We start from the raw sequence: 25,052 nt of genomic DNA, 5'->3' as shown, positions 1-25,052 counted from the left end.
CGGTATCCACAGGCCGAGACCGGACCGGTGGCCGGACCGGTGGACCAGGACCGGTGGAGCAGCTCGGTGGAGATCGTGCCGCGGCGGGAGTGATGAGGATGCCGCCCGAGGAGCCCGGGGCGTGGGGCGGCGGCGGGGTGCCGTCGGATGCCGAGGGACGGCTGCGGGTCAGCGAGACGCTGGCCGCCGCCGCGCGCGGTGCCGAGGACCTGCTGGCGGTGCCCCACGCGCTGTGCGTCGCCTGCGTACGGCTGCTGCCGGTGACCGGCTCCTCCGTGTCGATCTCCGGCGGCCGGGGCATCCGCGTGACCTGGTGTGCCAGTGACCGGGTCGCCGCCCGGGTGGCGGAGTTGCAGTACACCGTCGGCGACGGCCCCTGCCAGGCCGCTCTCGACCGGGGCGCCCCGGTCCTCGCGGCCGACCTCACCGAGGGCCCCGACGCGCGCCGCTGGCCGATCTTCGCGCACGAGGCGGTGGGCCTCGGCGTCCGCGCGGTGTTCTCGCTGCCGATCGGCGTCGGCCGGACCGCCGTAGGCACGCTCGACCTGTACAGCGACCGGGTGGGCGGGCTGGCGGAGCCCGATCTGCGGGTCGCGCTGTGGGTGCGGGACGCGGTCACCTTCGCGTTGATGAACTTCCGGACCGCCGTCCGCGGTACCGCGGGTGCGGGCACCGACGAGGACACGGCGGACGAGGTGGCGTCCTGGGTGGCGGCCTCGGAGGCCGACCACACCGAGGTCCACCAGGCGGTCGGCATGGTGATGGTGCAGCTCGACGTCGACCCCTGCCAGGCGCTGGACCGGCTGCGGGCCCGCGCGTACGCCGACGGCCGCACGGTCAGCCAGGTGTCCCGGGACGTCCTCTCCCACCGGCTGAGCTTCCGCCCGGAGGCGTACGGCGGCGACCCCGCCCGGCCGTACGACGGCGGACCGTGATCCGTGATCCGTGATCCGCGGCTCGGGCACACCGGGGCCCGCAGCCGCCGGTCGGGCCGGTCGGACCTACCGGAGCCAGTGCCTCCAAGGGACTGATGTGGCCGGCGGGCCCAGGGGGCCGGTCAGGCCTCCAGTGACACCGCGTGCACCTCGTCCGCCCGGTGCCCGGCGCGTTCGTGGACGCGCTGCACGGCGTCGGCCGAGGGTGCCTCGGAGAGGCAGTAGACGGTGCCGGAGTCCGGGTCCGCCCAGGCGTGCTCGAAGTGCACGGACTCCTCCTGCTCGATGGCGAGGTCGGCCTGGTGCGCCTCCATCAGCTTCTCGGCCGTGATGCCCTGCATACCGCGGTGTACGTCCATGAACCTGGCCATGGCCCCACACCTCCTCTCGACGCCGCTCATGTCCATGCTGCGCCCGGCGGGCGGGAGGGGCACCCGGTACGCCGGCGGGGCCGGTGCGAACCCGGTTCGCACCGGCCCCGCCGGCGTCGAGCGGTGTCGCTCAGCCGCACTGGCAGGGGTTGCCCGACTGGCACCCGCAGCCGCATCCGGAACCGCAGCCGCACGCGCCGAACAGCGGAAGGCTCCTGATCTCGGCGGACTGCTCGGTCTCGCGCTCCTGCGTGGGATCGGGCGTGGTGCTGGGGGATTCGGCCATGGGACCCTCCTAGACCTTGGGCAGGGATGCCCTCGCCCATTCCATGCCCGTTCGGCCGGGCGCATCAACGGCGCACGGAGGCGTTCAGGCGTTCGCGAGCCCCGCCCCGGCCGGCCTCCTGGAGGGCCTACGCGGCGCCGGAGGGCCCGCGCGGCGCCCGAGGGCTCACGCGCCCTCGGTCCCCGTCACCGGCTGGATGTCCTGCTGGAGGTCGTCCGCGTGCTCGCCGGTCACCAGGTAGACCACCCGCTTGGCGACGGCCACGGCGTGGTCGGCGTACCGCTCGTAGTAGCGGCCCAGCAGGGTGACGTCCACGGCCGTCTCGATGCCGTGCTTCCAGCGGTCGTCGATCAGGTGCTGGAAGAGCGTGCGGTGCAGCAGGTCCATCTCGTCGTCGTCCTGCTCCAGCTGGAGCGCGAGGTCGACGTCCTTGGTCACGATCACCTCGGCCGCCTTCGCCATCAGGCGCTGCGCGAGCTGGCCCATCTCCAGGATCGTGGCGTGCAGGTCGTGCGGAACGGCCCGCTCCGGGAAGCGCAGCCGCGCCAGCTTCGCCACGTGCTGGGCGAGGTCGCCGGAGCGCTCCAGGTCCGCGGACATGCGCAGCGACGTGACGACGATCCGCAGGTCCGTCGCCACCGGCTGCTGCCGGGCCAGCAGGGCTATCGCCCGGGCCTCCAGGTCGTGCTGGAGCTGGTCGACCTTCTGGTCGGCCTCGATCACGCTCTCGGCCAGCTTCAGATCGGCGTCCAGCATGGCGGTCGTGGCGCGCCCGATCGCCGAGCCGACCAGCCGGGCCATCTCCACCAGTCCGTCGCCGATCGAGTCCAGTTCCTCGTGGTACGCGTCCCGCATCAGGGTTCCCTCTCATAGGCGTGCTTGGTCCCCACGCTCCCACGTTCTGCCCCGCACGCGTCCGTTTCCGCCACCCCGAATGAACCGGTACTGGCTGCAAGGTGAACTCTGGGCGACGAGTGTTCGAGGTCGCACCTCGACGGCTGTGGTCATGTCGTGGGCCATGCCTAACCTGGAGACATGGACGTGAACGCGGCGGTCGCCGCAGCGGCTGCGATCGCCGGGGTGCTCACCGGCGTCATCGCCATGCTGGCGTTCCGCTGGAGCGAACGCGACCAGAAGCGACCCACCAGGACTTCCTTGCACACTGATCCCGTACTCCCGCCCGGCGTGGACACCGTTCTGTCGGTGCTGCGCTCCTCCGCAGTCGTCCTCGACGAGGCCGACACCGTCGTCAAGGCCAGCTCGGCCGCGTACGCCCTCGGGCTGGTCCGCGGCGGCAAGCTGGCCGTCGAGCCGATGCTCCAGATGGCCCGGGACACCAGACGCGACGGGGAGATACGGCAGGTCGAGCTGGATCTGCCGCGGCGCGGCACCGGGCGCGGCGAGGCCCTCGCCGTCTCCGCGCGCGTGGCCCCGCTCGGCTCCCGCCTGGTCCTGCTGCTGGTCGAGGACCTGACGGAGGCCCGCCGGATCGAGGCGGTACGACGCGACTTCGTGGCGAACGTCAGCCATGAGCTGAAGACGCCCGTCGGCGCGCTCTCCCTGCTCTCCGAGGCCGTCATGGACGCCTCCGACGACCCCGAGGCCGTCCAGCGCTTCGCGGGCCGGATGCAGATCGAGGCGACCCGGCTGACCAACCTGGTCCAGGAGCTGATCGACCTCTCCCGGGTGCAGAACGACGACCCGCTGGAGGACGCCGAGCCGGTCGGGGTGGACGAGCTGGTCACCGAGGCCATCGACCGCTGCCGCCACCAGGCGGGCACGAAGCAGATCACGATAGCCGCCGGCGGCACGGCCGACCTGAGCGTCTGGGGCAACCGGGGACAGCTGGCCGCCGCCCTCGGGAACCTGGTCGAGAACGCCGTCAACTACTCCCCGGCCCGCACCCGCGTCGGCATCGCCGCCCGCAGGGTCAACGCGCCGGGCGGCGACATGATCGAGCTGGCCGTCACCGACCAGGGCATCGGCATCTCGGACAAGGACAAGGAGCGCATCTTCGAGCGTTTCTACCGCGTCGACCCGGCCCGCTCCCGGGCCACCGGCGGCACCGGTCTGGGTCTCGCCATCGTCAAGCACGTGGTCGCCTCGCACGGCGGGGAGGTCACGGTCTGGAGCGCCGAAGGCCAGGGCTCCACCTTCACCCTCAGGCTGCCGGAGGCGGGCGCGGCCCGCGACCGCGCACAGCAGCACCCCGACCTCGACGACGAGGCGGGTCCCACCGACTCATCCCCGTACGAACCGCTTCCCGCCCCGGAGGTCCTTCCGTGACCCGAGTGCTCGTCGTCGAGGACGAGGAGTCCTTCTCCGACGCCCTGTCGTACATGCTCCGCAAGGAGGGCTTCGAGGTCGCCGTCGCGGCGACCGGCCCCGACGGCCTGGACGAGTTCGAGCGCAACGGCGCCGACCTGGTCCTCCTCGACCTGATGCTGCCGGGCCTGCCCGGCACTGAGGTCTGCCGCCAGCTGCGTGGCCGCTCCAACGTCCCCGTGATCATGGTGACCGCGAAGGACAGCGAGATCGACAAGGTCGTCGGTCTCGAAATAGGAGCCGACGACTACGTCACCAAGCCGTTCTCCTCGCGCGAGCTGGTCGCCCGCATCCGCGCGGTGCTGCGCCGGCGCGGCGAGCCGGAGGAGGTCACCCCGGCCGCGCTGGAGGCCGGTCCGGTCCGCATGGACGTCGACCGGCACGTGGTCACCGTCGGCGGCTCCAAGGTCGACCTGCCGCTCAAGGAGTTCGACCTCCTGGAGATGCTGCTGCGCAACGCCGGCCGCGTCCTGACCCGCATGCAGCTCATCGACCGCGTCTGGGGCGCCGACTACGTCGGTGACACCAAGACCCTCGACGTCCACGTCAAGCGCCTGCGCGCGAAGATCGAGCCGGACCCGGGCGCGCCGCGGTACCTGGTGACGGTGCGGGGACTGGGCTACAAGTTCGAGCCGTAGGCCGTAGCCGTACAGCGCCGACACGTACGGACACAGCGGACACAGCGGACACAGCGGACGCAGCAGACCCGGCAGACCCGGCAGACGCGGCGGACGCGGCGGACGCCACGGATACGGCGGGTCACGACGGTCGCCGGCGGATACGACGAAGGGCGGCACCCCGCGCGGGGTGCCGCCCTCGTGTCGTACGGCCCGGCCGTCAGCCGGTCAGTGGCCCGCGGCCGACTGGGAGGCCGAGTCGCTCGGCGTGGCGGCCGAGTGGGAGGCGGTGGCCGACGGGCCGGTCTGGTGGCCCTTCGCCGGCTTGCCGCTGCCGGAGGGGCTCGCGCTGCCGGAGGCGGTGGCACCCGGGGCGCCGCCGGCGGAGGCCGAGGCGGACGGGATCTGGGACGGGCCCCACTTGTCGAAGTAGCTGGTGGCCGGGACCACGTAGGCGTTCAGGCTCACCGCGCCGGTCTTGCTGAGGGTGAAGGTGAGCTTCTGGACGTTGCCGTTCTTGACCGCCTCGCCGCCGCTGGGCAGCGACGCGGAGGCGTTGTCCTTGCCGCCGATGACCAGCGAGCCGCCCGCGGGGACGGTCAGGCTCTGGCCCTTGGCGGGCTTCAGCTCGACGGGCGTGCTGCTGCCCTCCACGGCGATCGACTGGAGGGTCTGGTCGGTGCGGCCGGAGTTGAACAGGGTCGCGGAGACCACCGCGGGGCCCGTCGACTCCGGGTCCGGCTGGGTGATGACCAGGGCGTTCTGGATCTTGATGGCGCCGACGCTGGTCGCGGCGTTGTCCGGCTTGATCTCCAGGGTCTGCGAGTTGTTGCCGGCGCCACAGGCGGCGAGCGAGGCGATCGAGAAGACGATGGCGGAGGCGGCGAGGGCGCCGCGTCGAAGGCTGCTGCTCACGGCGGCGGCAACTCCTTGAACGCGCGGGCGGCTCCCCTTATAAAGCCACCCTAAGTGTCTGTCAGCGGCCTTAGGTTACCGAGCCGTTCCGAGGCGATCGCACCCGACCCTCCCCCAAGCCCCGGGCTTCCCTCCAGGTGGGGGTACCTCACCAGGCACAAGTGACTCCCCGGTCACATTGCGGAGCCGTCCGTCCGTCATTCACATAACGCGGCGGCGACGCCCTCTCGGCACCCCAAAGACCCCTCGCAAATTTTCCGTGAAGGAATGCGGGACCACCCCCGATATTGATCACGCGGCACCCGTCCGGCGGCGGTTGATCAATTCCGGATTCGGCTCACATCCGCCTCCGGCCGCCGAACGGAGTAGCGGAAGTCGCACCCTTGAGGGCAGACAAATCGTGACATTCCACCCCTTGGAGGGCTCAGTCGAGGTGTGTAACGTAGGCGTTTCACCCCGCCCGGAGAGCCCCTCCGACCTGCGAATACCCGCTTCCGGGGGCGGCCCGCAGCACGTTCCGGTTGCTGTTGTCAAGCCCCGAGATATGCCCTGACCTGCGAAAACGCCATTCAGAAGACGCCGTATCCGTGTTACCCTGGATAGCCACGGAAGGGGTACCTGTCACATGACGTTCAAGGTTGGCGACACCGTGGTCTATCCCCATCACGGGGCCGCGCTGATCGAGGCCATCGAAACTCGCCAGATCAAAGGCGTGGACAAGACCTACTTGGTGCTGAAGGTCGCCCAGGGTGACCTGACGGTACGTGTGCCAGCGGACAATGCGGAGTTCGTCGGCGTGCGTGATGTGGTCGGTCAGGACGGACTCGACCGGGTCTTCGAGGTGCTGCGTGCACCGTACGCCGAGGAGCCCACGAACTGGTCCCGTCGCTACAAGGCAAACCTGGAGAAGCTCGCCTCCGGCGATGTCATCAAGGTCGCGGAAGTCGTGCGTGACCTGTGGCGTCGCGAGCGCGAGCGCGGACTGTCCGCCGGCGAGAAGCGCATGCTCGCCAAGGCCCGCCAGATCCTGGTGAGCGAGCTGGCTCTCGCGGAGAACACGAACGAGGACAAGGCCGAGGCCCTGCTCGACGAGGTGCTCGCCTCCTGACGCGCAGCGGCGGCGACCTTCGCCTCCGCCACGCCCAGCACACCGAAATGCCGCGGTGCCCGATGACACTGACCCTGTCGCCGGGCGCTGCGGCATGTTCGTCCCCGCAGGCGGGTGCTCTTCGGGGAATCCTCCGTACAGCAGGGAATCCACTGCACAGCCCCCCGATACTTGTCGTGCCGGGCCCGGGCGGATGGCTCGACCAGGGTCACGGAAAGGGTCCGGTCAAGGCGTCGCGCCCGGCACTCCTCCAGGCCATACCCACGTAGGTCGAGCACACAAACCTGACAGGAACCGATGTCTGACGAATCACGCCCCACGCCCGCGCAGGCCTCCGTCGCCGCCGTGATTCCCGCCGCCGGCCGGGGCGTGCGGCTCGGCCCGGGCGCCCCCAAGGCGCTCCGCGCGCTGAACGGCACACCCATGCTCATCCACGCGGTCCGCGCCCTCGCCGCGTCCCGCCATGTCTCCCTGGTGATCGTCGTCGCCCCGCCGGACGGCGCCGCCGAGGTCAAGTCCCTGCTCGACGCGCACGCGCTGCCCGACCGCACGGACTTCCTCGTCGTGCCCGGCGGGGAGTCCCGCCAGGAGTCGGTCCGGCTCGGCCTCGACGCCCTGCCGCCGCAGTACGAGATCGTGCTGGTCCACGACGCCGCCCGGCCGCTCGTCCCGGTCGACACGGTCGACGCGGTCATCGAGGCCGTACGCGACGGCGCCCCCGCCGTGGTGCCCGCGCTGCCGCTGGCCGACACGGTCAAGGAGGTCGCGCCCGCGGCCGAGCCCGGCGCCCCGGAGCCGGTCGTCGCCACCCCCGAGCGGTCCCGGCTGCGTGCCGTGCAGACCCCGCAGGGCTTCGACCGGGCCACCCTCGTCCGCGCCCACGGACGCGTCACCGACGACGTCACCGACGACGCGAGCATGGTGGAGCAGCTGGGACTGCCCGTCGTGGCCGTCCCCGGCCACGAGGAGGCCTTCAAGGTCACCCGCCCCCTGGACCTGGTCCTCGCCGAGGCGGTCCTGGCCCGCAGGAGGCTCAACGATGGCTTCTGAGACCGGCTTCCCGCTGCCGCAGGTCGGCATCGGCACCGACATCCACGCCTTCGAGGAGGGCCGCGAGCTGTGGTGCGCCGGCCTGAAGTGGGAGGGGGAGGGCCCCGGACTCGCCGGCCACTCCGACGCCGACGTCGTCGCCCACGCGGCCTGCAACGCCCTGTTCTCCGCCGCCGGACTCGGTGACCTGGGCCGGCACTTCGGCACCGGCCGCCCCGAATGGTCGGGGGCCTCCGGGACCACCCTCCTCACCGAGGCGGCCCGGATCGTCCGCGCGGCGGGCTTCGCCATCGGCAACATCGCCGTCCAGGTGGTCGGCCCCCGCCCGAAGATCGGCAAGCGCCGCGACGAGGCCCAGAAGATCCTCTCCGAGGCGGCCGGCGCACCCGTCTCCGTCTCCGGCGCCACCACCGACGGCCTCGGCTTCCCGGGCCGCGAGGAGGGCCTGATGGCGGTGGCGACGGCACTCGTGGTGCGGGTGAGCTGAGGCCGTGCGAGGGTACCCTCACGACCGCCAGTGATCGCCGGAACCCGGAGGGTACCCATGTCCGCCGCACTGTCCGACAGCCTGAAGTCCCTGCTCGACGACAAGGTGTTCATCGTCGTCGGCACCGTCCAGCCCGACGGCAGCCCGCAGATGTCCCCGGTCTGGGTCAAGCGCGACGGCGACGACCTCCTCTTCTCCACCACGGTCGACCGCCGCAAGGAGAAGAACCTGCGCCGCGACCCGCGGGTGACGGTCGTCGTCATGGACCCGTCGAACCCGTACGCCTACGCCGAGATCCGCGGCACCGCCGAGGTGACCACCGAGGGCGGCCGGGAACTCATCGACGAACTCAGCCGGAAGTACACGGGCAAGGACTACGCGGACTTCAACCCGGCCTCGAAGGACGACGCCGAGCGGGTCGTCGTACGGATCACGCCGCAGAAGGTCGTCGGACGCGTCTGAGGCCCGGTATCGAGGCCCGGTATCACGGGGGAAGGGCGTGAGGCACTCGCTCACGCCCACTACTCTGGACTCGTGACGATTCGCCTGTACGACACCAGCGCCCGGCAGATCCGTGACTTCGCCCCGGTCAAGCCGGGCTGTGTCTCGATCTACCTGTGCGGCGCCACCGTCCAGGCGGCACCGCACATCGGCCACGTCCGCTCGTACCTCAACTTCGACATCATGCGCCGCTGGTTCGAGTACCGCGGCTACGAGGTGACGTTCGTCCGCAACGTCACCGACATCGACGACAAGATCATCGCCAAGAGCCACGAGCAGAACCGGCCGTGGTGGTCGATCGGGTACGAGAACGAACGCGCCTTCAACGAGGGCTACGACGCCCTCGGCTGCCTGCGGCCGACGTACGAGCCGCGCGCCACCGGCCATGTCACCGAGATGGTCGAGATGATGCAGGGCCTCATCGAGCGCGGGCACGCCTACGAGGCCGACGGCAACGTCTACTTCGACGTGCGCTCCTTCCCCGGCTACCTCCAGCTGTCGCGACAGGAGCTGGACAACCTCCAGCAGCCCTCCGGCACCGGTGAGACCGGCAAGCGGGACCCGCGCGACTTCGCCATGTGGAAGTCCGCCAAGCCCGGCGAGCCGTCCTGGCCGACCCCGTGGGGCCCCGGCCGCCCCGGCTGGCACCTGGAGTGCTCGGCGATGGCCCACAAGTACCTCGGCAGCGTCTTCGACATCCACGGCGGCGGCCTCGACCTGATCTTCCCGCACCACGAGAACGAGATCGCCCAGGCCAAGGCCTACGGCGACGACTTCGCCCGGTACTGGGTGCACAACGCCTGGGTCACCATGGCCGGCGACAAGATGTCCAAGTCGCTCGGCAACAGCGTCCTGGTCAGCGAGATGGTCAAGCAGTGGCGCCCGGTCGTGCTCCGCTACTACCTGGGCACCCCGCACTACCGCTCGATGATCGAGTACAGCGAGGAGGCGCTGCGCGAGGCCGAGTCCGCGTACGCCCGGATCGAGGGCTTCGTCCAGCGGGTCACCGAGCTGGCCGGGAAGACCGTCGAGCCGGCCGACGAGGTCCCGCCCGCCTTCGCCGAGGCGATGGACGACGACCTGGGTGTCCCGCAGGCCCTCGCCGTCGTGCACACCACCGTCCGCCAGGGCAACAGCGCACTGGCCGCCGACGACAAGGACGCGGCCGTCGCCCGCCTCGCCGAGGTGCGCGCCATGCTCGGCGTGCTCGGCCTCGACCCGCTCGACCCGCACTGGGCCGGCGAGTCCGCCGACCGGAGCGAGGACCTGAACGGCGTGGTCGACAGCCTCGTACGCCTCGTCCTCGACCAGCGCGAGTCCGCCCGCGCCCGCAAGGACTGGGCCACCGCCGACGCCATCCGCGACCAGCTGAAGGAGTCCGGGCTGGTCATCGAGGACAGCCCGCAGGGCCCGCGCTGGAGCCTCGGCGCCCGCTGAGCACCAGCCCTTGATCGATTGTGCCGCCCGGCCCTCCGGGCGGCACACTGCATAAGACGCAACGACGCACACGTACACGACGTACGTACGACACGCTTTTTCCGAGAGAGCAGAGACGGGTAACTCATGGCCGCGAACAACCGCCGCATGTCCGGGAAGAAGGGCGCGCAGGTCGGCAGCGGCGGCAAACGGCGCCGGGGCCTGGAGGGCAAGGGTCCGACCCCGCCCGCCGAGATGCGCAAGGGCCACGCCAAGCAGCGCGCCGCCGCGGCCAAGTCCCGCCGCGCCCAGGGCCGCACGCAGCAGCGCCGGGGCGCCGGCAGGTCGACGTCCGAGCTGGTCGTCGGCCGCAACCCGGTCGTCGAGGCACTGCGCGAGGGCGTCCCCGCCTCCACCCTCTACGTCCAGCAGTTCATCGACAACGACGAGCGCGTCCGCGAGGCCCTCCAGCTCGCCGCCGAGCGCGGCGGCATCAACCTCATGGAGGCGCCCCGCCCCGAACTGGACCGCATGACGAACGGCCTCAACCACCAGGGCCTCGTCCTCCAGGTCCCGCCGTACGAGTACGCGCACCCCGAGGACCTGCTCGACGCCGCCGCCGAGGAGGGCGAGGACCCGCTGGTCGTCGCCCTGGACGGGGTCACCGACCCGCGCAACCTCGGCGCCGTCGTCCGCTCCGTCTCCGCGTTCGGCGGCCACGGCGTGGTCGTTCCCGAGCGCCGCTCGGCCGGCATGACCGCCGGCGCCTGGAAGACCTCCGCCGGTACGGCCGCCCGCACCCCGGTCGCCCGCGCCACCAACCTCACCCGGACCCTGGAGGCCTACAAGAAGGCCGGCCTCACGGTGGTCGGTCTCGCGGCGGACGGCGAGGTGGAACTCGGCGACCTGGAGGCGCTGGGGGGCCCGGTCGCCATCGTCGTCGGCAGCGAGGGCAAGGGCCTGTCCCGCCTCGTCGGCGAAACCTGCGACTTCCGCGTCCGCATCCCGATGCCGGGCGGCGCCGAGTCCCTCAACGCCGGTGTCGCGGCGGGCATCGTGCTCTACGAGGCCTCGCGCCGACGGAGCTGAGAACAACGGCCCGGGCGGGCTGAACACCCGTCCGGAACCTCACCCCTGCGGGGGCATTCGGGCGTCCATGAGGCGTTCGGGACGGCTTTGACGGGGTCCGGACACATCCGCCCGGTCAAAGCAGTGTCCTAACGCCACGTCACTCGGTTAGATGAGTGTGGACACCAGAACACCCCGCACACCCACGGGGGACCGCTCGTCGGGATACGACGACGCTCCCGCGCTGAGCATGGTGAAGGTGCCGAGCGATCCGGCGCAGGTCATCGTCAATCACGCCAGCTTCCGCGTGCAGCTGGGCGCGGCGGCCCAGCGCACCCGATCCCCGCGGATCGCCCGGCACCTGAGCGCCACCCAGGACACCGCCCGGATGCCCGTCATGGGCACGGCGGGCCGGGCCGGCGCCACCGGCCGCCGCCGCCCCGTCGTGTGGAGCGGCAGGTCCGCCCCCGACGACACCGGCGCCCACCGGCTCCTCCAGGCCGTGCGGGGCAGCAGCGTCCGCCACGCCGACGAGCCCGAGGCCGGCGCCACCCAGGTCATCCCGCGCGTCCAGACGGCCTACCCCGACACCTACGACACCCTCGACCAGACCGTCGAGACCCCCGTCGTCGGCCACCAGCGCACCGCCCCCGACGCCGACGGCACCCGCCTCCTGCCGCACATGCGCACGGTCACCGGCGCCTACGACGACCCACCCCACCCCGACCCCGGCCACGAACCGTACGCCCCCTACGACGGCTACGACGGCTACGACGACCCCGCCGCCACCGACTCCGGCCACCCGGGCCCCGCCAGGCGCCAGGGCGACGACCCCGCCCGGCACGCCTACTACCCCGGCCGCCGGCTCAACCTCGGCGTCGTCCTCCTCCCGCTGCGCATCTTCCTCGGCTTCATCTCCCTCTACGCCGGCATGGGCAAGCTCTGCGACCCCGTCTACTTCGACGGCGGCAAACGCGGCTCCATGGTGAAGTGGCTCAACACCCTGCACCCCTGGGACGTGGCCGAGCCACTGCGCCAGTTCGCCCTGCAGCACCCGGTCGGCTCCGGCCTGGTCATCGCCTTCCTCCAGGTCGTCGTCGGCGTCCTGACCATCCTCGGCTGCTGGCAGCGCGTCACCGCCGTCGTCGGCGCCCTGCTCTCCGCCGCCCTGATCGTCACGGTCAGCTGGAAGACCGTCCCCGCCTACGACGCCCCCGACATCATCTACCTCGCCGCCTGGTCCCCCCTGATCATCGCCGGCGCCCCCGTCTACTCCGTCGACGGCCGCCTCGCCGGCAGCGCCTGGCGCCGGCTCGGCCCCCGCGCCGACATCTGGGACCTGCGCCGCTACGTCCTGCGCCGCGGCGCCCTGATCACCGCCGTCACGGTCGGCCTCACCCTCCTCGTCGGGTCCCTCCTCGGCGGCGCGGTCCGCGACTCCAGCCGCGTGGTCGTCCCCGGCCCCGGCGAGGCCCCCCGCAACCAGCTCCCCGGCTCCCCGCTCCCGCAGGAGCCCGGCGAACGGCACCGCACCACCCCGCCGGCCTCCGCCTCCCCGACGGGCGGCGCCACCGCCGGCGCGAGCCCCTCCGGCGCGGCGACGACCCCGGGCACGAGCCGCAGCACCACCGGCGCCACCACCACGACCCCCACCCAGACCCAGGGCACCACGGGCCAGGCCCCGCCCCGCCAGACCTCTCCCACGGGCGGTGCCCCCAGCACGACGGCGGGCCCCACCAGCACGGGCGGCGGCACCGGCACCGGCGGCTCGACCACGGGCGGCAGCACCTCCTCCGGCGGCGGCAGCACCTCCACGGGCCAGCCGGGCCTGGTGGGCGGCCTGCTGGGCTGACGGACCGGGCAAACGGACAGAGGGCCCCGTACCGAGCGAGGTACGGGGCCCTTCGAGCGTGGGGCGAGGGGGCCGGCCCGGAGGCGCGCTGGGAACGGTCAGCGACCGAGCGCAGCCAGCTCCTTGGCCGCCTCGGTCAGATCCTTCGCCGTGTCGATGGCCCGCCAGTACGCCCCCTGCGGAATGGGGAACCCGGCCAGCCTCTTCTCCCGGGCCAGCCGCGGGAACGTCGTCCGCTCGTGATCGCCCCGTTCGGGCAGCAGGGAAGCGAACTCCGGCGAGAACACATAGACACCGGCATTGATCTCGAACGTCGACGGCGGCGCCTCGATGAAGTCGGTGATGTGCCCGAACCCGTCGGTCCGCACCGCACCCCACGGAATCCGCGGACGAGCCAGCGCCAGGGTGGCCACCGCATCCCGCTCGGTGTGGAAGTCGGCCATGTCCCGCAGGGAGAACCGTGTCCAGATGTCCCCGTTCGTGGCGTACCAGGGCCGGTCGGGATGGGGCAGACGCGCAGCGGCGTACCGCAGGCCACCCCCGCGGCCCAGCGGCTCGGTCTCCACGACCGTCGTGACGGAGACGGGAAGGTCGGCCGAGTCCAGCCACTTCTGCAGGACGTCGGCGAGGTGGCCGCAGGAGACCACCACGTCCGTCACGCCCTCCTCGGCGAGCCAGTTCAGCTGGTGGCCGATGATCGGAGTGCCCGTACCCGGGATCTCGACCATCGGCTTCGGCCGGTCATCGGTGTACGGACGCAGCCGTGAGCCCTGGCCACCGGCCAGGACCACGGCTTGAGTGGGGCGCGACGCGGCGTTCGGATGGGTCATGACCGCACTGTACGTGGCGCCCCACGACGGCGGGTCGGCGGCAACGCGCTTCTCGGGGAGCCGTTACCGACTTCCTACCGGCACCTCAGCTGTGCGCGGCCAGAACACCCGAGGCGAAGGCCGTGTCGCACACCGGGCGGGCGTACGACTGGGCGCGCGAGGCGCCGTAGATCCGCACCGCGGCCCGGCCCAGGGCACGGGCGATGGACGAGCAGTGCCGGGCCAGCCGGGGATGGCCGTTGACGGCCTGCTGGAGGTGGGTGAGGACCACCCCCGGATCCCTGCTCTGCAGCTCCGTCATCAGCCGGTCGCGGAGCACGTCCTGCGGAGCGCGGGAGACCCTCCTCGCGGGGGCTTCCGCCGCGGAGACGTCGGAGGCGGCCAGCACCGAGCTGGACGGACTGCCCGTCCAGTTGACCCGGGTGACCGCGAGGGTCCCGGAGAGCACCAGGACGACGGGCAGGACGAGGGCGAGAGTGCGGCCGATCCGGCGGGCAGGGCCGCCCCGGTGGCCGCGTCGCGTCTGTGGGGTGGTGGAGTGCTTCACGCGTGTGAGGGTAGCGCCCAGTGATGATTTGGAGACATTGAGTCACCCTTATGGGGGATGAGAAGGCGCTGATTTCGGGGTAACGGGTTGACGAGACACGCCACAACAAGATCCAACGCAGGATCCGGCGACGAGATCAGACGACAAGATCCAGCGGCATGGACAACGCACGAGAACGCATGGGAACGCACGACAACGGCGCGACAACGGCAGGGGCCCCGCACGCCGAGCGCGCGGGGCCCCTGCCGGAGCCGGACAGCCGTCGTCAGTCCGCCAGCCGCTCACCGGTGGACGTGGAGAACACGTGGATCTCGCCCGGCCGCGGCACGACGTGCAGCGTCGAGCCCTTGTCCGGCACCTGCCGGCCGTTCACCCGGACGACCAGGTCCTTGACCTCGCCACCGACCTCGGCCGTGCCGTACACGTAACCGTCCGCGCCCAGCTCCTCGACGACGTTCACGGAGACCGCCAGACCGGCCGGCGCGTCCGCGGCGTCCTTCGACAGCGAGGCCGCCACCGTGCCGTTGTGCTCCACCACGTCGAAGTGCTCCGGACGCACACCCACGGTCACCGTGCGGTCACCCCGGTCCGCGGCGGCCGACAGGGCCTCCCGGCCGACCGGCACGACGCTGTTGCCGAACTTCACACCGCCGTCGGTGATCGGCACCTCGACCAGGTTCATGGCCGGCGAGCCGATGAAACCGGCGACGAAGAGGTTCGCGGGCTTGTCGTACATGTTCCGCGGCGAGTCGACCTGCTGCAGCAGACCGTCCTTGAGCACCGCCACCCGGTCGCCCATCGTCATGGCCTCGACCTGGTCGTGCGTGACGTAGACCGTGGTGATGCCCAGACGGCGCTGCAGGGACGCGATCTGCGTACGCGTGGACACACGCAGCTTGGCGTCCAGGTTCGACAGCGGTTCGTCCATGAGGAAGACCTGCGGCTCACGCACGATCGCCCGGCCCATCGCCACACGCTGGCGCTGACCGCCGGAGAGCGCCTTCGGCTTGCGGTCCAGGTACTGGGTGAGGTCGAGGATCTTCGCGGCCTCCTCGACCTTCTGCCGGATCTCCGCCTTCGGCACACCGGCGATCTTCAGCGCGAAACCCATGTTGTCGGCGACCGTCATGTGCGGGTAGAGCGCGTAGTTCTGGAACACCATGGCGATGTCCCGGTCCTTCGGCGGCAGGTGCGTGACGTCGCGGTCACCGATACGGATGGCTCCGCCGTTGACGTCCTCCAGACCCGCGAGCATCCGCAGGGAGGTGGACTTGCCGCAACCCGACGGGCCGACCAGGACGAGGAACTCGCCGTCCTCGATCGCGATGTCGAGCTGGTCGACGGCGGGCTTGTCGGAACCCGGGTAGATCCGGGTCGCCTTGTCGAACGTGACTGTGGCCATGGTGAATGGGCCCCCTTCTACCGGCAGGAACGTGCCGGACGATCCGTTGTAGGAAGGTGGTTGGCGTAGTCCACCGGAGTGAACTGGATCAGGACGGTACCTGGCGTTCACCGGCTCTGTCAGTACCCGGGCCCTGGTGAACTTCGCGGAAATTCCCGAAACGCCGGCCCGGCACCCTCAGTGCCGTCCCGCGATCCGGTCCGCCGCCCTCGCCAACCGGGAGGACTCCATGCCCGGACGGAGGCGTTCACGCTGGTCGGCAGTGCGATAGGTGGCATACATGCCCTGCACGCCCAACCAGCGGAAAGGCTCCGGCTCCCACTTGCGGACCTTGTGGTTCACCCACGGCAGATCCGTCAGCTCCGTCCGGCCGCCCTGCCCGGAATCCTGCCGGACCAGATCACGCAGCGTACGGGCGGCCAGGTTCGCGGTGGCGACACCCGAACCGACGTAGCCGCCCGCCCAGCCCAGACCCGTGGAACGGTCGAGCGTCACCGTGGCGCACCAGTCACGCGGCACACCCAGCACGCCCGACCAGGCGTGCTCGACCCGCACCCCCGCCAGGGACGGGAAGAAACGGGTCAGAACCTCCCGCAGGGCCTCGACCGTCGCCGGCTGCGTCCGGCCGTCGTTGTCGGTACGCGAACCGAAGCGGTACGGCACCCCCCGCCCGCCCAGCGCGATCCGGCCGTCCGCCGTGCGCTGCGCATACATGTACGCGTGCGCCATGTCGCCCAGCGTCTCCCCGCCCGCCCAGCCGATCCCCGCCCACTGCTCCTCGGACAACGGCTCCGTCGCGATCATCGAGGAGTTCATCGGCAGCCACGTCCTCCGCTGGCCCTTGAGGGACGCGGTGAAACCCTCGGTGCAGCGCAGGACGTACGGTGCCCGAACGGTGCCGTACGGGGTGACCGCGTGCTTCGGACGGATCTCCGTCACCGGCGTCGACTCGTGGATCGTCACCCCCAGCCCCTCCACGACCGCCGCGAGCCCCTTCACCAGCTTCACCGGGTGCAGCCGCGCCCCGTGCGGGGTCCAGGCCGAACCCACCGCGTCCGCGACGCGGATCCGCTCGGCCGTCTCCCGGGCGCCGTACACCTCCCGGTCCTTCTCCCCGTACGACACCTCGTGCTCGTGGAACGCCCTCAACCGCGCCAGCTGCGCCGGAGTCGTCGCCACCTCCAGCACACCACCCCGGTGCACGTCCGCGTCGATGCCCTCCGCCGCGGCGACCGCGATCACCTCGGCCACCGTGTCGTTCATCGCCCGCTGCAACCGCACCGCGGCCTCACGGCCGTGCAGCCTCGCATACCGGTCCCGGCCCGCGATCCCGTTGTACAGCCAGCCCCCGTTGCGGCCCGAGGCCCCGTACCCGCAGAACTTCTGCTCCAGCACGGTGATACGGAGAAACGGCGCGGCCTTCTTCAGGTAGTACGCCGTCCACAGCCCCGTGTAACCGCCACCCACGATCACCACATCGGCCGACGCGTCCCCCGGCAGCGGCTCCCGCACCGCCGGAAGACCGTCATCCGCGTACCAGAAGGAGATCCCACCGTTCACGACACCGCACACCGGGCTGCTCATGGCCGGGACGTTAACCCCTGAACCCGGCCAGTGTCTCCTTCGGATTCCATGCTTTTCCCCGCCCCCTGACCAGTGGATAACAGGCCAGACCGATCAACACGGCCACGAAGTGACCGAAGTCGGTGAACGTCGGCCCCGTACCCAACGGCAACCCGAACACGACCACCACCGCCGACAGGTACGCGTACCGCCACGGCACCGCGATCCCGTACCCCAGCACGGCGATCACCCCGGCCAGCGCATAACTCACCCCGATGTCCAGCGTGAACACCGCCGCCTGCGGAACCACACCCCGGCGAATCGCCCCCAGCAACGCCCCCTCACTGACCAACGACGCCAGCACATGCGCCAACGCGCACACCCCCAGCCAGCGCGCCGTCCCCAGCCACCGCTCGGCCGGCGCGTGGAACACCGAGTACAGCACGGCGTACGGCACCCAGTGACCGCTCTCGATCCACATCGCACTCGCCACCAGCGCCCGCACCGGATTCCGGGACAACTCATGCAGGTTCGTCGACCGCCGCCGCAGGAAATGCTCCTCGAACTCCGGCGGCATGTGATGCAACGCCACCGTCGTCACCAACAGGACCACCAGCCACACATAGGTGCCAGGAGCACTGCGGACATACGCCCGCACCCCGCTCACGCCCCGGAAAACTCGCATGAGCCGATTCACCCACGCCACTATCGTCCGGTTGGTGATCGACATCCCCAGCGCGCCGGCCCAGGCCCAGGAGATGTACAACGGCGCGGCGGGACGCGCCTTCATCGCCGCCCTCCCCGGCCTCGCGGCCGACTTCCTCGACCGCTGGCGGCTCACGCCCGACGGACCCTCGATGAACGGCGTCAGCGCCCTCGTCCTCCCCGTCGTCCGCACCGACGGCCTCCGCGCCGTCCTCAAGCTCCAGCTGCTCGACGAGGAGAGCGAAGGCGAACCGGTCGCCCTGCGGACATGGAACGGCGACGGCGCCGTACGACTCCTGGACCACGACCCGGCCACCGGCACCATGCTCCTGGAACGCCTCGACGCGTCCCGCATGCTCGCCGGCCTCGCCGACACCCGCGCAGCGGTCCTCGTCATCGCCCGGCTCCTGGCCCGCCTGACGACCTTCCCCGCCCCGCCCGGCCTGCGCCGCCTCGGCGACATCGCCGACGCCATGCTGGAACGGACACCCCGGGCCCTGCGGCACATCCCCGACCCCGAGGTCCGCCGGACCCTCGCCGACTGCGCCGCCGCCGTACGCGAGGTCGCCACCGAACCCGGCGACCGACTCCTCCACTGGGACCTGCACGACGAGAACGTCCTCGCCGCCGACCGCGCCGACTGGCTCGCCATCGACCCCGAGCCACTGGCCGGCGACCCCGGCTTCGAACTGTGGCCCGCCCTGGACAACCGCTACGACCCGGCCGAGGTCCGCTGGCGCTTCGACGCCATGACCGACGTCCTCGGCCTCGACCGCGACCGGGCCCGCGCCTGGACCCTCGGCCGGCTGCTCCAGAACGCCCTGTGGGATGTGGAGGACGGCCGCCCGGTCAAGCCGCGGCAGCTGGAGATCGCCCACCTGCTGCCCCCAGGCTGACATGAGAAAGCCCAGGTGGGAGCGGGTCCCGCCTGGGCTGATCGAGCCCCCTGTCGGATTCGAACCGACGACCTACGCATTACAAGTGCGTTGCTCTGGCCGGACTGAGCTAAGGAGGCACCGCGCGCTGCGACGACATGCGCGGAAGCGGGTCCACTGTACACAGAGGCCGTCTCCCCGGGCCACGAAGTTCCGCACTCCACACGCCCCCGAACCTGGCTTGTCCGAGGTGTGGCCACAAGGGCGGTGCTCTTCCCTCCCGCCGGTTACCCTCCCCCCATGATCCGTGCCGCGACCCCCGCCGACGTCCCCGTCATCCACGCCCTGATCCGTGAACTGGCCGAGTACGAGAAGGCGCCGGAGGAGGCGCGGGCCAGTGAGGAGCAGCTGCGGGAGGCGTTGTTCGGGGAGCGGCCGGCCGCGTTCGCGCACATGGCCGTGGACGAGGGGAGCGGGGAGCCGGTCGGGTTCGCGTTGTGGTTCCTGAACTTCTCGACGTGGCGTGGCGTGCACGGGATCCATCTGGAGGATCTGTATGTGCGGCCTGCCGCGCGTGGTGGTGGGCACGGGCGGGCGTTGCTGGCGGAGCTGGCGCGGATCTGCGGGGAGCGGGGGTACGAGCGGCTGGAGTGGTCGGTGCTGAACTGGAACCGGCCGGCGATCGGTTTCTACGAGGCGCTGGGTGCGCGGCCGCAGGACGAGTGGACGGTGTACCGGCTGACGGACGAGGCGTTGGCGGCGCTGGGGTCGGGGCGCTGAGCCCGGTCAGGGTTCCAGGACGACCTTGCCGACGGTGCGGCGCTGTTCCAGTGCCCGGTGGGCGTCCGCGGCGCGGGCGAGGGGGAAGCGGGTGACGGCGGGGCGGAGGCGGCCCTGGGCGGCCTCGGTGAGGGCGCGCAGTTCGAGGGCGCGCAGGCCGCCGGCTTTCCGGAGCATCGTCGGGCCGAGGACGGACTGGGTGAGGCCTTCGACGTGGTAGCCCTCGCCGTCGGCGATGCCTTCCGCGGACCAGCCGAAGACGAGGTGGCGGCCGTCGGGGGCGAGGAGGGCCACGGCTTCTCGGGCGACGGCTCCGCCGACGCCGTCGTAGACGATGGTGGCGGGTCGGCCGCCGAGGTGGGCGCGGACCTTGGCGGGCCAGTCGGGGGTGGTGTAGTCGGCGGCGAGGTCGGCGCCGTTCGCGCGGACGCGGGCGGTTTTGTCGGGGCCGCCCGCGAGGCCGATCACGTGGGCTCCGGCGTTCTTGGCGTACTGCACGAGCAGGGTGCCGATGCCGCCGGCGGCGGCCGGGACGATCACGGTGTCGTCGGGTCCGGGCTCGGCGAACTGGACGATGCCGAGGGCGGTGCGGCCGGTGCCGATCATGGCGACGGCCGCGGCGGGGTCGAGGTTGTCCGGGATGCGGTGGAGGCGTTCGACGTCGGTGACGGCGCGTTCGGCGTAGCCGCCGGGGGCGAAGCCCAGGTGGGCGACGACCCGCTCGCCGAGCCAGTGCGGGTCGACGCCGTCGCCGAGGGCGTCGACGGTGCCGGCGACCTCCCGGCCGGGCACGGTGGGCAGGGCGGGCAGTTCGGGGAGGGGGCCCCGGTGTCCTTCCCGCAGGGTGGCGTCGAGCAGGTGGACTCCGGCGGCGGAGACCGTGATCCGCACCTGTCCGGGGCCCGGGACGGGGTCCGGGACCTCCTCGTGGGTGAGGTTCTCGGCGGGGCCGAAGGAGTGGAGGCGGATGGCGCGCATGGGGTCCCCCGGGAGACGGCGTCGAGGCTGTGGAGTGGTTCCTGACGGTCTCAGCCTCCGACCTCAAGCGTGCTTGAGGTCAAGGGCGGCCGGCCGAGGACGAGGGAGACGGCGGTGACCGCGCTGCTGAAGGAGACGGGGATACGACGGCGGGGGTGGTGGCGGATGTGACATCCCGGTGTGCGTGACGGTGTTCGTCACGGGGTGCGTTCCGGCGTGCGTTCCGTGTTTTCCCAGGTCCGGGGGATTGTCAGTGGCGGGGTGCAGCATGGGGGCATGGTGAGGCGAGCGGCGGGCGCGGGGTCGGGCACGGGCGGGGACGCGGCGGGGGTGAGGGGCGCGCGGCGGCCGGAGGTGCGGTTGCCCGTGTTGGAGCCGTGGACCGAGGGGGAGTTGGAGCCGGACGGTGACTATGACGGGGTGGAGTTCCGGGAGCTGGATCTGGGCGGGCAGGAGGGGGTGGGCGCCCGGTTCATGGACTGTGCGCTGACGGGCTGTGCGCTGGACGGGACGGCGTTGGGGCGGGCCCGGGTGCTGGACTCGGTGCTGACCGGGCTGCGCGGGGTGGGCACGCAGTGGGCGGAGTCGACGTTCCGTGATGTGGAGCTGGTCGACGCGCGTCTGGGGGGCGTCCAGTTGCACGGTGCGGTGCTGGAGCGGGTCGTGGTCCGCGGCGGCAAGATCGATTACCTGAATCTCCGCGAGGCCCGTCTGAAGGACGTGGTGTTCGAGTCCTGCGTGCTGGTGGAGCCGGATTTCGCGGGGGCGCGGCTGGAGCGGGTGGAGTTCGTCGACTGCGCGGTGAAGGGGGCCGATTTCGGCGGTGCCACGCTGAAGGACGTGGATCTGCGGGGTGCCGCTCCGCTGGAGATCACGCGGGGCCTGGACCGGTTGTCCGGTGCGGTGATCAGTACGGGGCAGCTGCTGGATCTGGCGCCGGTGCTGGCGGGGGCGCTGGGGATCCGGGTGCTGTGACGTCCGGGGGCGGGTGTCCCGGTGTCGGGGTGTGACGTTCTACGGGTCAAGTGTGCTGGAAGTAGCGGTGGTTGTCCCTGGTTCCGGGGTCCGTATAACGGATTTCGTCGCACGCATTCCGGATACGAACACGTAAAGTCTTGACGGCGCTCTGTCAAACGGGCGGGTGGGGGTGTCACTCTCTCGTCGCCCGCCGCAACTCTGTGCATCCCCTGTGATCCATCTGTGTCTCCACCCCACGAGACCAGTCCGAAGGAGATCGAGTGAGACAGCAGCCCCACGTCACCGGCGCCTCCCGCACTCCCCGCAAGACCGCCGTGCGCGCCGCCGCCCTGGCCGGCTCGGCGGCGATGGTGGTCCTCGCCCTGCAGAACGGCGCCGCGACCGCCGCTCCCGCACCGCACGCCTCCGGTGCCCAGGCGGTCGCGCTCAGCGCCCCGGCCCGGGCCGCCGCGCTGAAGTCGGCCCAGGAGCACGCCGGTGCGGCGGCCCGTCGACTCGGGCTCGGCGCGAAGGAGAAGCTGGTCGTCCGGGACGTGGTCAAGGACGCGGACGGCACCGTCCACACCCGCTACGAGCGCACGTACGCCGGTCTGCCCGTGCTCGGCGGCGACCTGGTCACCCACGTCGCGAAGAACGGCTCCCTGAAGGGCGTCAGCAAGGCGAGCAAGGCCCGGATATCCGTGCCGAGCACCACGGCGGCCGTGTCCGCGGCGAGCGCGGAGAAGACCGCCCTCAAGGCCGCCGGCACCGAGAAGGCCACCGCCACCACCGCCCGCAAGGTCGTCTGGGCGGCCGGCGGCACCCCCGTCCTCGCCTACGAGTCCGTCGTCAAGGGCGTCCAGCACGACGGCACCCCGAGCGAACTGCACGTCATCACCGACGCCCGCACCGGCAAGCGGCTCCACTCCTTCGAGGCCGTCGACACCGGCACGGGCACCAGCCAGTACAGCGGCACCGTCCCGCTCGGCACCACCGCCGCCTCCGGCGGCTACGACCTCACCGACGGCGGACGCGGCGGCCACAAGACGTACGACCTGAACGGCGGCACCACCGGCACCGGCACCCTCTTCCACGACGCCGACGACGTCTGGGGCGACGGCACCGTGAACAACCGGCAGACCGCCGCCGTCGACGCCGCCTACGGAGCCGCCGTCACCTGGGACTTCTACAAGTCCGCGTTCAACCGCAACGGCATCGAGGGCGACGGCAAGGCCGCCTACTCCCGCGTCCACTACGGCAACGCCTACGTCAACGCGTTCTGGAACGACAGCTGCTTCTGCATGACGTACGGCGACGGCGCGAACAACGCCGACCCGCTGACCTCCCTCGACGTCGCCGGGCACGAGATGAGCCACGGCCTGACCGCGGCCACCGCCGGCCTGAAGTACAGCCGGGAGTCCGGCGGGCTGAACGAGGCGACCTCGGACATCTTCGGCACCTCGGTGGAGTTCTTCGCGAACAACTCCGCCGACGCCGGTGACTACCTCATCGGCGAGAAGATCGACATCAACGGTGACGGCACGCCGCTGCGCTACATGGACAAGCCCAGCAAGGACGGCGCCTCCGCCGACTACTGGTCGCGCACCGTCGGCCGCCTGGACGTGCACTACTCGTCCGGTGTCGCCAACCACTTCTTCTACCTGCTGTCCGAGGGCAGCGGCGCGAAGACGGTCAACGGGGTGTCCTACAACTCCCCGACCTACGACGGCTCCACGGTCACCGGCATCGGCCGGGACAAGGCGGCGCAGATCTGGTACAAGGCGCTGACCACGTACTTCACCTCGTCCACCGACTACGCGGGCGCCCGCACCGGCACCCTGCAGGCTGCGGCCGACCTGTACGGCTCGGGCAGCGCGGAGTACAAGGCGGTGGCGGCGGCCTGGACGGCCGTGAACGTCAAGTGACCCGCTCCCCGCGGCAGTACGCCGGCCGGGCCGCCCGTCGTCACGGGTGGTCCGGCCGGCCGTCGCCGTACAGCCAGTCCTTCCAGATCCCGGCGAAGTCCTTCCCCGGGGCCTTGGCCTCCACGTACTTCGTGAAGTCGGCGGTACTCGCGCTGCCGTGGCGGTGGGCGGCGGCCCAGCCCTGGATGATGTCGTAGAAGGTGTCGTCGCCGACCTTCTGCCGGATCTTGTGCAGGACCATCGCCCCGCGGTCGTAGACGGGGGTGTCGGAGATGTGCGCGGCACCGGACGGTGTCGCCGGCGGGTACGCCCAGATCTCCTCGCGGTCGCTCTCGTAGAGGCGGGTGAAGGTCTGCTGCGCGGTGGGCCCGCCGTGGTCCTCCTTGTACAGCCACTCCGCGTACGTCGCGAATCCCTCGTTCAGCCACATGTCCCGCCAGGAGCGGGGGGTCACCGAGTCCCCGTACCACTGGTGGGCGAGTTCGTGCACCAGGGTCGAGGTGTCGAACTGGTCGGCGGGGAAGACGGGGCGGTTCTGGGTCTCCAGGGCGTAGTCGGTGTCGCCGGGGCGGTCGACGATCACGCCGGCAGAGGAGAACGGGTACGGCCCGAAGTTGGTCTCCGCCCAGTCGAGTATCCCGGGGATCTCGGCGAGTACGTCGGCGCTGTCCTCGGCCTCGGCGGGGTCGACGGCGGTGACGACGGGCAGGCCGTGCGGGCCGGTGGTGCGGGCGACCTGGTAGTGGCCGATGGCGACGGTGGCGACGTAGCTCGCCATGGGTTCGGCGGTGTGCCAGTGGTAGGAGGTACGGCCGCCCCGCGTGCGCTGCTCCTTCAGCTCGCCGTTGGAGACGGCCTGCAGACCCTTCGGGACGGTGACCGTGATGTCGTAGGCGGCCTTGTCGGAGGGGTGGTGGTTGCCGGGGAACCAGGCCATGGAGCCGACGGGTTCGCCGAGGGCGAGGGCGCCGTCGGCGGTGGGCAGCCAGCCCTCCTCGGAGTGGTCGGCGTCGGTGAGGGTGCGCGGGGTGCCCGAGTAGCGGACGGTGGTGCGGAAGGTCTCGCCCTCGCTGAGGTCGTCGTGGGGGCGGACGGTGAGTTCCTGGCCGGTGCGGCTCCAGCGGGCGTCCCTGCCCTCGACGCGGACCGAGTCGACGTGCAGCCCGGCGAGGTCGAGGTCGAAGGCGGACAGGTCCCGGGTGGCCCGGGCGGTGATGACCGCGGTGCCGGTGAGCCGGTGTCCGGACGGGGTGTAGTCCAGGGTGAGGGCGTAGTGGCCGACGTCGTACCCGCCGTTGCCGGCCTTCGGGAAGTACGGGTCGCGTACGCCGGAACCGCCCGGGGTGCCCCGTACGCCGCCGTCGCACGCGGTAACCGTGAGGACGAGGGCGAGCACGGCGGCGAGGCCCGGAACAAGGCGTACGGATCTGGACATGTCAGTGATCTTAGGCGGGCCGTGCGCGCCGCGGGCGGGGTTCGGCGGGCCGGGGCCGGGATCCGATCCGGTGGACGGGCGGCGGGATCCGGCGGGCCCGGGCCGGGGGCCGGTGGACCGGAGG

The 25,052-nt window shown here is 71.7% G+C and carries 25 protein-coding genes and 1 tRNA gene; 14 read left to right on the top strand and 12 right to left on the bottom strand.

Annotated elements, in window-relative coordinates; genetic code table 11:
- Positions 1 to 92: 92 nt before the first annotated feature.
- On the top strand, positions 93 to 935 hold the full coding sequence (locus IEZ20_RS06040) for a GAF and ANTAR domain-containing protein (RefSeq protein ID WP_229895891.1): 843 nt from the start codon (positions 93 to 95) through the stop codon (positions 933 to 935).
- 122 nt (positions 936 to 1,057) lie between these two features.
- Here IEZ20_RS06040 and IEZ20_RS06035 read toward each other — a convergent pair whose 3' ends face one another.
- The 3 genes from IEZ20_RS06035 to phoU all read right to left on the bottom strand — a co-directional run bounded on the left by IEZ20_RS06035 (position 1,058) and on the right by phoU (position 2,447).
- The gene (locus IEZ20_RS06035; protein WP_189295124.1) at positions 1,058 to 1,306 is read right to left on the bottom strand and encodes an SCO4226 family nickel-binding protein; all 249 of its coding nucleotides are present in this window, start codon (positions 1,304 to 1,306) and stop codon (positions 1,058 to 1,060) included.
- Positions 1,307 to 1,436: 130 nt separating this feature from the next.
- Positions 1,437 to 1,592, bottom strand: coding sequence for a hypothetical protein (locus IEZ20_RS06030; protein ID WP_189295122.1), 156 nt, complete (start codon positions 1,590 to 1,592; stop codon positions 1,437 to 1,439).
- A 165-nt stretch (positions 1,593 to 1,757) separates the two neighbouring features.
- A complete protein-coding gene (gene phoU, locus IEZ20_RS06025; RefSeq protein ID WP_189295120.1) occupies positions 1,758 to 2,447 on the bottom strand; it encodes a phosphate signaling complex protein PhoU in 690 nt (229 codons plus the stop codon).
- 180 nt (positions 2,448 to 2,627) lie between these two features.
- Between phoU and phoR the strand changes: the two genes are divergently transcribed.
- Positions 2,628 to 3,878, top strand: coding sequence for a two-component system sensor histidine kinase PhoR (gene phoR, locus IEZ20_RS06020; RefSeq protein WP_189295118.1), 1,251 nt, complete (start codon positions 2,628 to 2,630; stop codon positions 3,876 to 3,878).
- Positions 3,875 to 4,555 carry a two-component system response regulator PhoP gene (phoP, locus tag IEZ20_RS06015; protein ID WP_014673455.1) on the top strand — a complete coding sequence of 227 codons (681 nt, stop codon included), beginning with the start codon at positions 3,875 to 3,877 and terminating at the stop codon, positions 4,553 to 4,555. The genes phoR and phoP overlap by 4 nt, the downstream gene beginning before the upstream one ends.
- Before the next feature lie 207 nt (positions 4,556 to 4,762).
- Here the strand turns inward: phoP and IEZ20_RS06010 are convergent, their stop codons facing one another.
- Positions 4,763 to 5,449: a DUF461 domain-containing protein gene (locus tag IEZ20_RS06010; protein ID WP_189295116.1), complete on the bottom strand. Its 687-nt coding sequence runs from the start codon at positions 5,447 to 5,449 to the stop codon at positions 4,763 to 4,765.
- Positions 5,450 to 6,074: 625 nt separating this feature from the next.
- On the opposite strand from IEZ20_RS06010, the gene IEZ20_RS06005 reads away from it, so the two are divergent.
- The 7 genes from IEZ20_RS06005 to IEZ20_RS05975 all read left to right on the top strand — a co-directional run bounded on the left by IEZ20_RS06005 (position 6,075) and on the right by IEZ20_RS05975 (position 12,931).
- The gene (locus IEZ20_RS06005; protein ID WP_003953493.1) at positions 6,075 to 6,557 is read left to right on the top strand and encodes a CarD family transcriptional regulator; all 483 of its coding nucleotides are present in this window, start codon (positions 6,075 to 6,077) and stop codon (positions 6,555 to 6,557) included.
- 297 nt (positions 6,558 to 6,854) lie between these two features.
- Positions 6,855 to 7,607: a 2-C-methyl-D-erythritol 4-phosphate cytidylyltransferase gene (gene ispD, locus IEZ20_RS06000; RefSeq protein WP_189295114.1), complete on the top strand. Its 753-nt coding sequence runs from the start codon at positions 6,855 to 6,857 to the stop codon at positions 7,605 to 7,607.
- Entirely contained in the window at positions 7,597 to 8,094 is a 498-nt protein-coding gene (ispF, locus tag IEZ20_RS05995; RefSeq protein ID WP_189295112.1) for a 2-C-methyl-D-erythritol 2,4-cyclodiphosphate synthase, read from the top strand. Before ispD ends, ispF begins: the two co-directional genes overlap by 11 nt.
- A 57-nt stretch (positions 8,095 to 8,151) precedes the next feature.
- Positions 8,152 to 8,556, top strand: coding sequence for a PPOX class F420-dependent oxidoreductase (locus tag IEZ20_RS05990; protein ID WP_189295110.1), 405 nt, complete (start codon positions 8,152 to 8,154; stop codon positions 8,554 to 8,556).
- 72 nt (positions 8,557 to 8,628) lie between these two features.
- Positions 8,629 to 10,032 (top strand): cysteine--tRNA ligase, encoded by a 1,404-nt coding sequence (gene cysS, locus IEZ20_RS05985; RefSeq protein WP_189295108.1) that lies wholly within the window; start codon positions 8,629 to 8,631, stop codon positions 10,030 to 10,032.
- A 126-nt stretch (positions 10,033 to 10,158) separates the two neighbouring features.
- Positions 10,159 to 11,100, top strand: a complete 942-nt coding sequence (rlmB, locus tag IEZ20_RS05980) for a 23S rRNA (guanosine(2251)-2'-O)-methyltransferase RlmB (RefSeq protein WP_189295107.1) — start codon at positions 10,159 to 10,161, stop codon at positions 11,098 to 11,100.
- Positions 11,101 to 11,251: 151 nt separating this feature from the next.
- Positions 11,252 to 12,931, top strand: coding sequence for a DoxX family protein (locus IEZ20_RS05975; RefSeq protein WP_189295105.1), 1,680 nt, complete (start codon positions 11,252 to 11,254; stop codon positions 12,929 to 12,931).
- 98 nt (positions 12,932 to 13,029) lie between these two features.
- Here the strand turns inward: IEZ20_RS05975 and IEZ20_RS05970 are convergent, their stop codons facing one another.
- From IEZ20_RS05970 to IEZ20_RS05950, 5 genes are all read right to left on the bottom strand, one after another.
- Complete coding sequence (locus IEZ20_RS05970) at positions 13,030 to 13,761, bottom strand: nucleotidyltransferase family protein (protein WP_189295103.1); 732 nt, start codon at positions 13,759 to 13,761, stop codon at positions 13,030 to 13,032.
- A gap of 85 nt (positions 13,762 to 13,846) precedes the next feature.
- Positions 13,847 to 14,308, bottom strand: a complete 462-nt coding sequence (locus IEZ20_RS05965; RefSeq protein ID WP_189295101.1) for a hypothetical protein — start codon at positions 14,306 to 14,308, stop codon at positions 13,847 to 13,849.
- A 265-nt stretch (positions 14,309 to 14,573) separates the two neighbouring features.
- On the bottom strand, positions 14,574 to 15,710 hold the full coding sequence (locus tag IEZ20_RS05960; RefSeq protein WP_189295099.1) for an ABC transporter ATP-binding protein: 1,137 nt from the start codon (positions 15,708 to 15,710) through the stop codon (positions 14,574 to 14,576).
- 177 nt (positions 15,711 to 15,887) lie between these two features.
- On the bottom strand, positions 15,888 to 17,294 hold the full coding sequence (locus tag IEZ20_RS05955; protein WP_189295097.1) for an NAD(P)/FAD-dependent oxidoreductase: 1,407 nt from the start codon (positions 17,292 to 17,294) through the stop codon (positions 15,888 to 15,890).
- A gap of 10 nt (positions 17,295 to 17,304) precedes the next feature.
- Positions 17,305 to 17,958 (bottom strand): rhomboid-like protein, encoded by a 654-nt coding sequence (locus IEZ20_RS05950; protein WP_189295393.1) that lies wholly within the window; start codon positions 17,956 to 17,958, stop codon positions 17,305 to 17,307.
- Here IEZ20_RS05950 and IEZ20_RS05945 point away from each other — a divergent pair.
- Positions 17,957 to 18,874, top strand: coding sequence for an aminoglycoside phosphotransferase family protein (locus tag IEZ20_RS05945; RefSeq protein WP_189295095.1), 918 nt, complete (start codon positions 17,957 to 17,959; stop codon positions 18,872 to 18,874). The two genes, IEZ20_RS05950 and IEZ20_RS05945, sit on opposite strands and share 2 nt — an antisense overlap.
- Positions 18,875 to 18,918: 44 nt before the next feature.
- Here the strand turns inward: IEZ20_RS05945 and IEZ20_RS05940 are convergent.
- Positions 18,919 to 18,993 (bottom strand) — tRNA-Thr (locus IEZ20_RS05940).
- Positions 18,994 to 19,153: 160 nt separating this feature from the next.
- Between IEZ20_RS05940 and IEZ20_RS05935 the strand changes: the two genes are divergently transcribed.
- The gene (locus tag IEZ20_RS05935) at positions 19,154 to 19,633 is read left to right on the top strand and encodes a GNAT family N-acetyltransferase (protein ID WP_189295093.1); all 480 of its coding nucleotides are present in this window, start codon (positions 19,154 to 19,156) and stop codon (positions 19,631 to 19,633) included.
- 6 nt (positions 19,634 to 19,639) lie between these two features.
- On the opposite strand, the gene IEZ20_RS05930 is transcribed toward IEZ20_RS05935, so the two are convergent.
- The gene (locus IEZ20_RS05930) at positions 19,640 to 20,611 is read right to left on the bottom strand and encodes a zinc-binding dehydrogenase (RefSeq protein ID WP_189295091.1); all 972 of its coding nucleotides are present in this window, start codon (positions 20,609 to 20,611) and stop codon (positions 19,640 to 19,642) included.
- 276 nt (positions 20,612 to 20,887) lie between these two features.
- Between IEZ20_RS05930 and IEZ20_RS05925 the strand changes: the two genes are divergently transcribed.
- Both IEZ20_RS05925 and IEZ20_RS05920 read left to right on the top strand, forming a co-directional pair.
- Complete coding sequence (locus tag IEZ20_RS05925) at positions 20,888 to 21,586, top strand: pentapeptide repeat-containing protein (RefSeq protein WP_189295089.1); 699 nt, start codon at positions 20,888 to 20,890, stop codon at positions 21,584 to 21,586.
- A 350-nt stretch (positions 21,587 to 21,936) separates the two neighbouring features.
- Complete coding sequence (locus tag IEZ20_RS05920) at positions 21,937 to 23,493, top strand: M4 family metallopeptidase (RefSeq protein WP_189295391.1); 1,557 nt, start codon at positions 21,937 to 21,939, stop codon at positions 23,491 to 23,493.
- A 40-nt stretch (positions 23,494 to 23,533) separates the two neighbouring features.
- Here the strand turns inward: IEZ20_RS05920 and IEZ20_RS05915 are convergent, their stop codons facing one another.
- Positions 23,534 to 24,928, bottom strand: coding sequence for a M1 family metallopeptidase (locus IEZ20_RS05915; protein WP_189295088.1), 1,395 nt, complete (start codon positions 24,926 to 24,928; stop codon positions 23,534 to 23,536).
- Between the last annotated feature and the right edge of the window lie 124 nt (positions 24,929 to 25,052).

This window comes from Streptomyces cinerochromogenes (assembly GCF_014648635.1).
Classification (GTDB): domain Bacteria; phylum Actinomycetota; class Actinomycetes; order Streptomycetales; family Streptomycetaceae; genus Streptomyces; species Streptomyces cinerochromogenes.
Note: the sequence above shows the minus strand (reverse complement) of the source record. Positions and strands in the feature narration are given on the sequence as shown.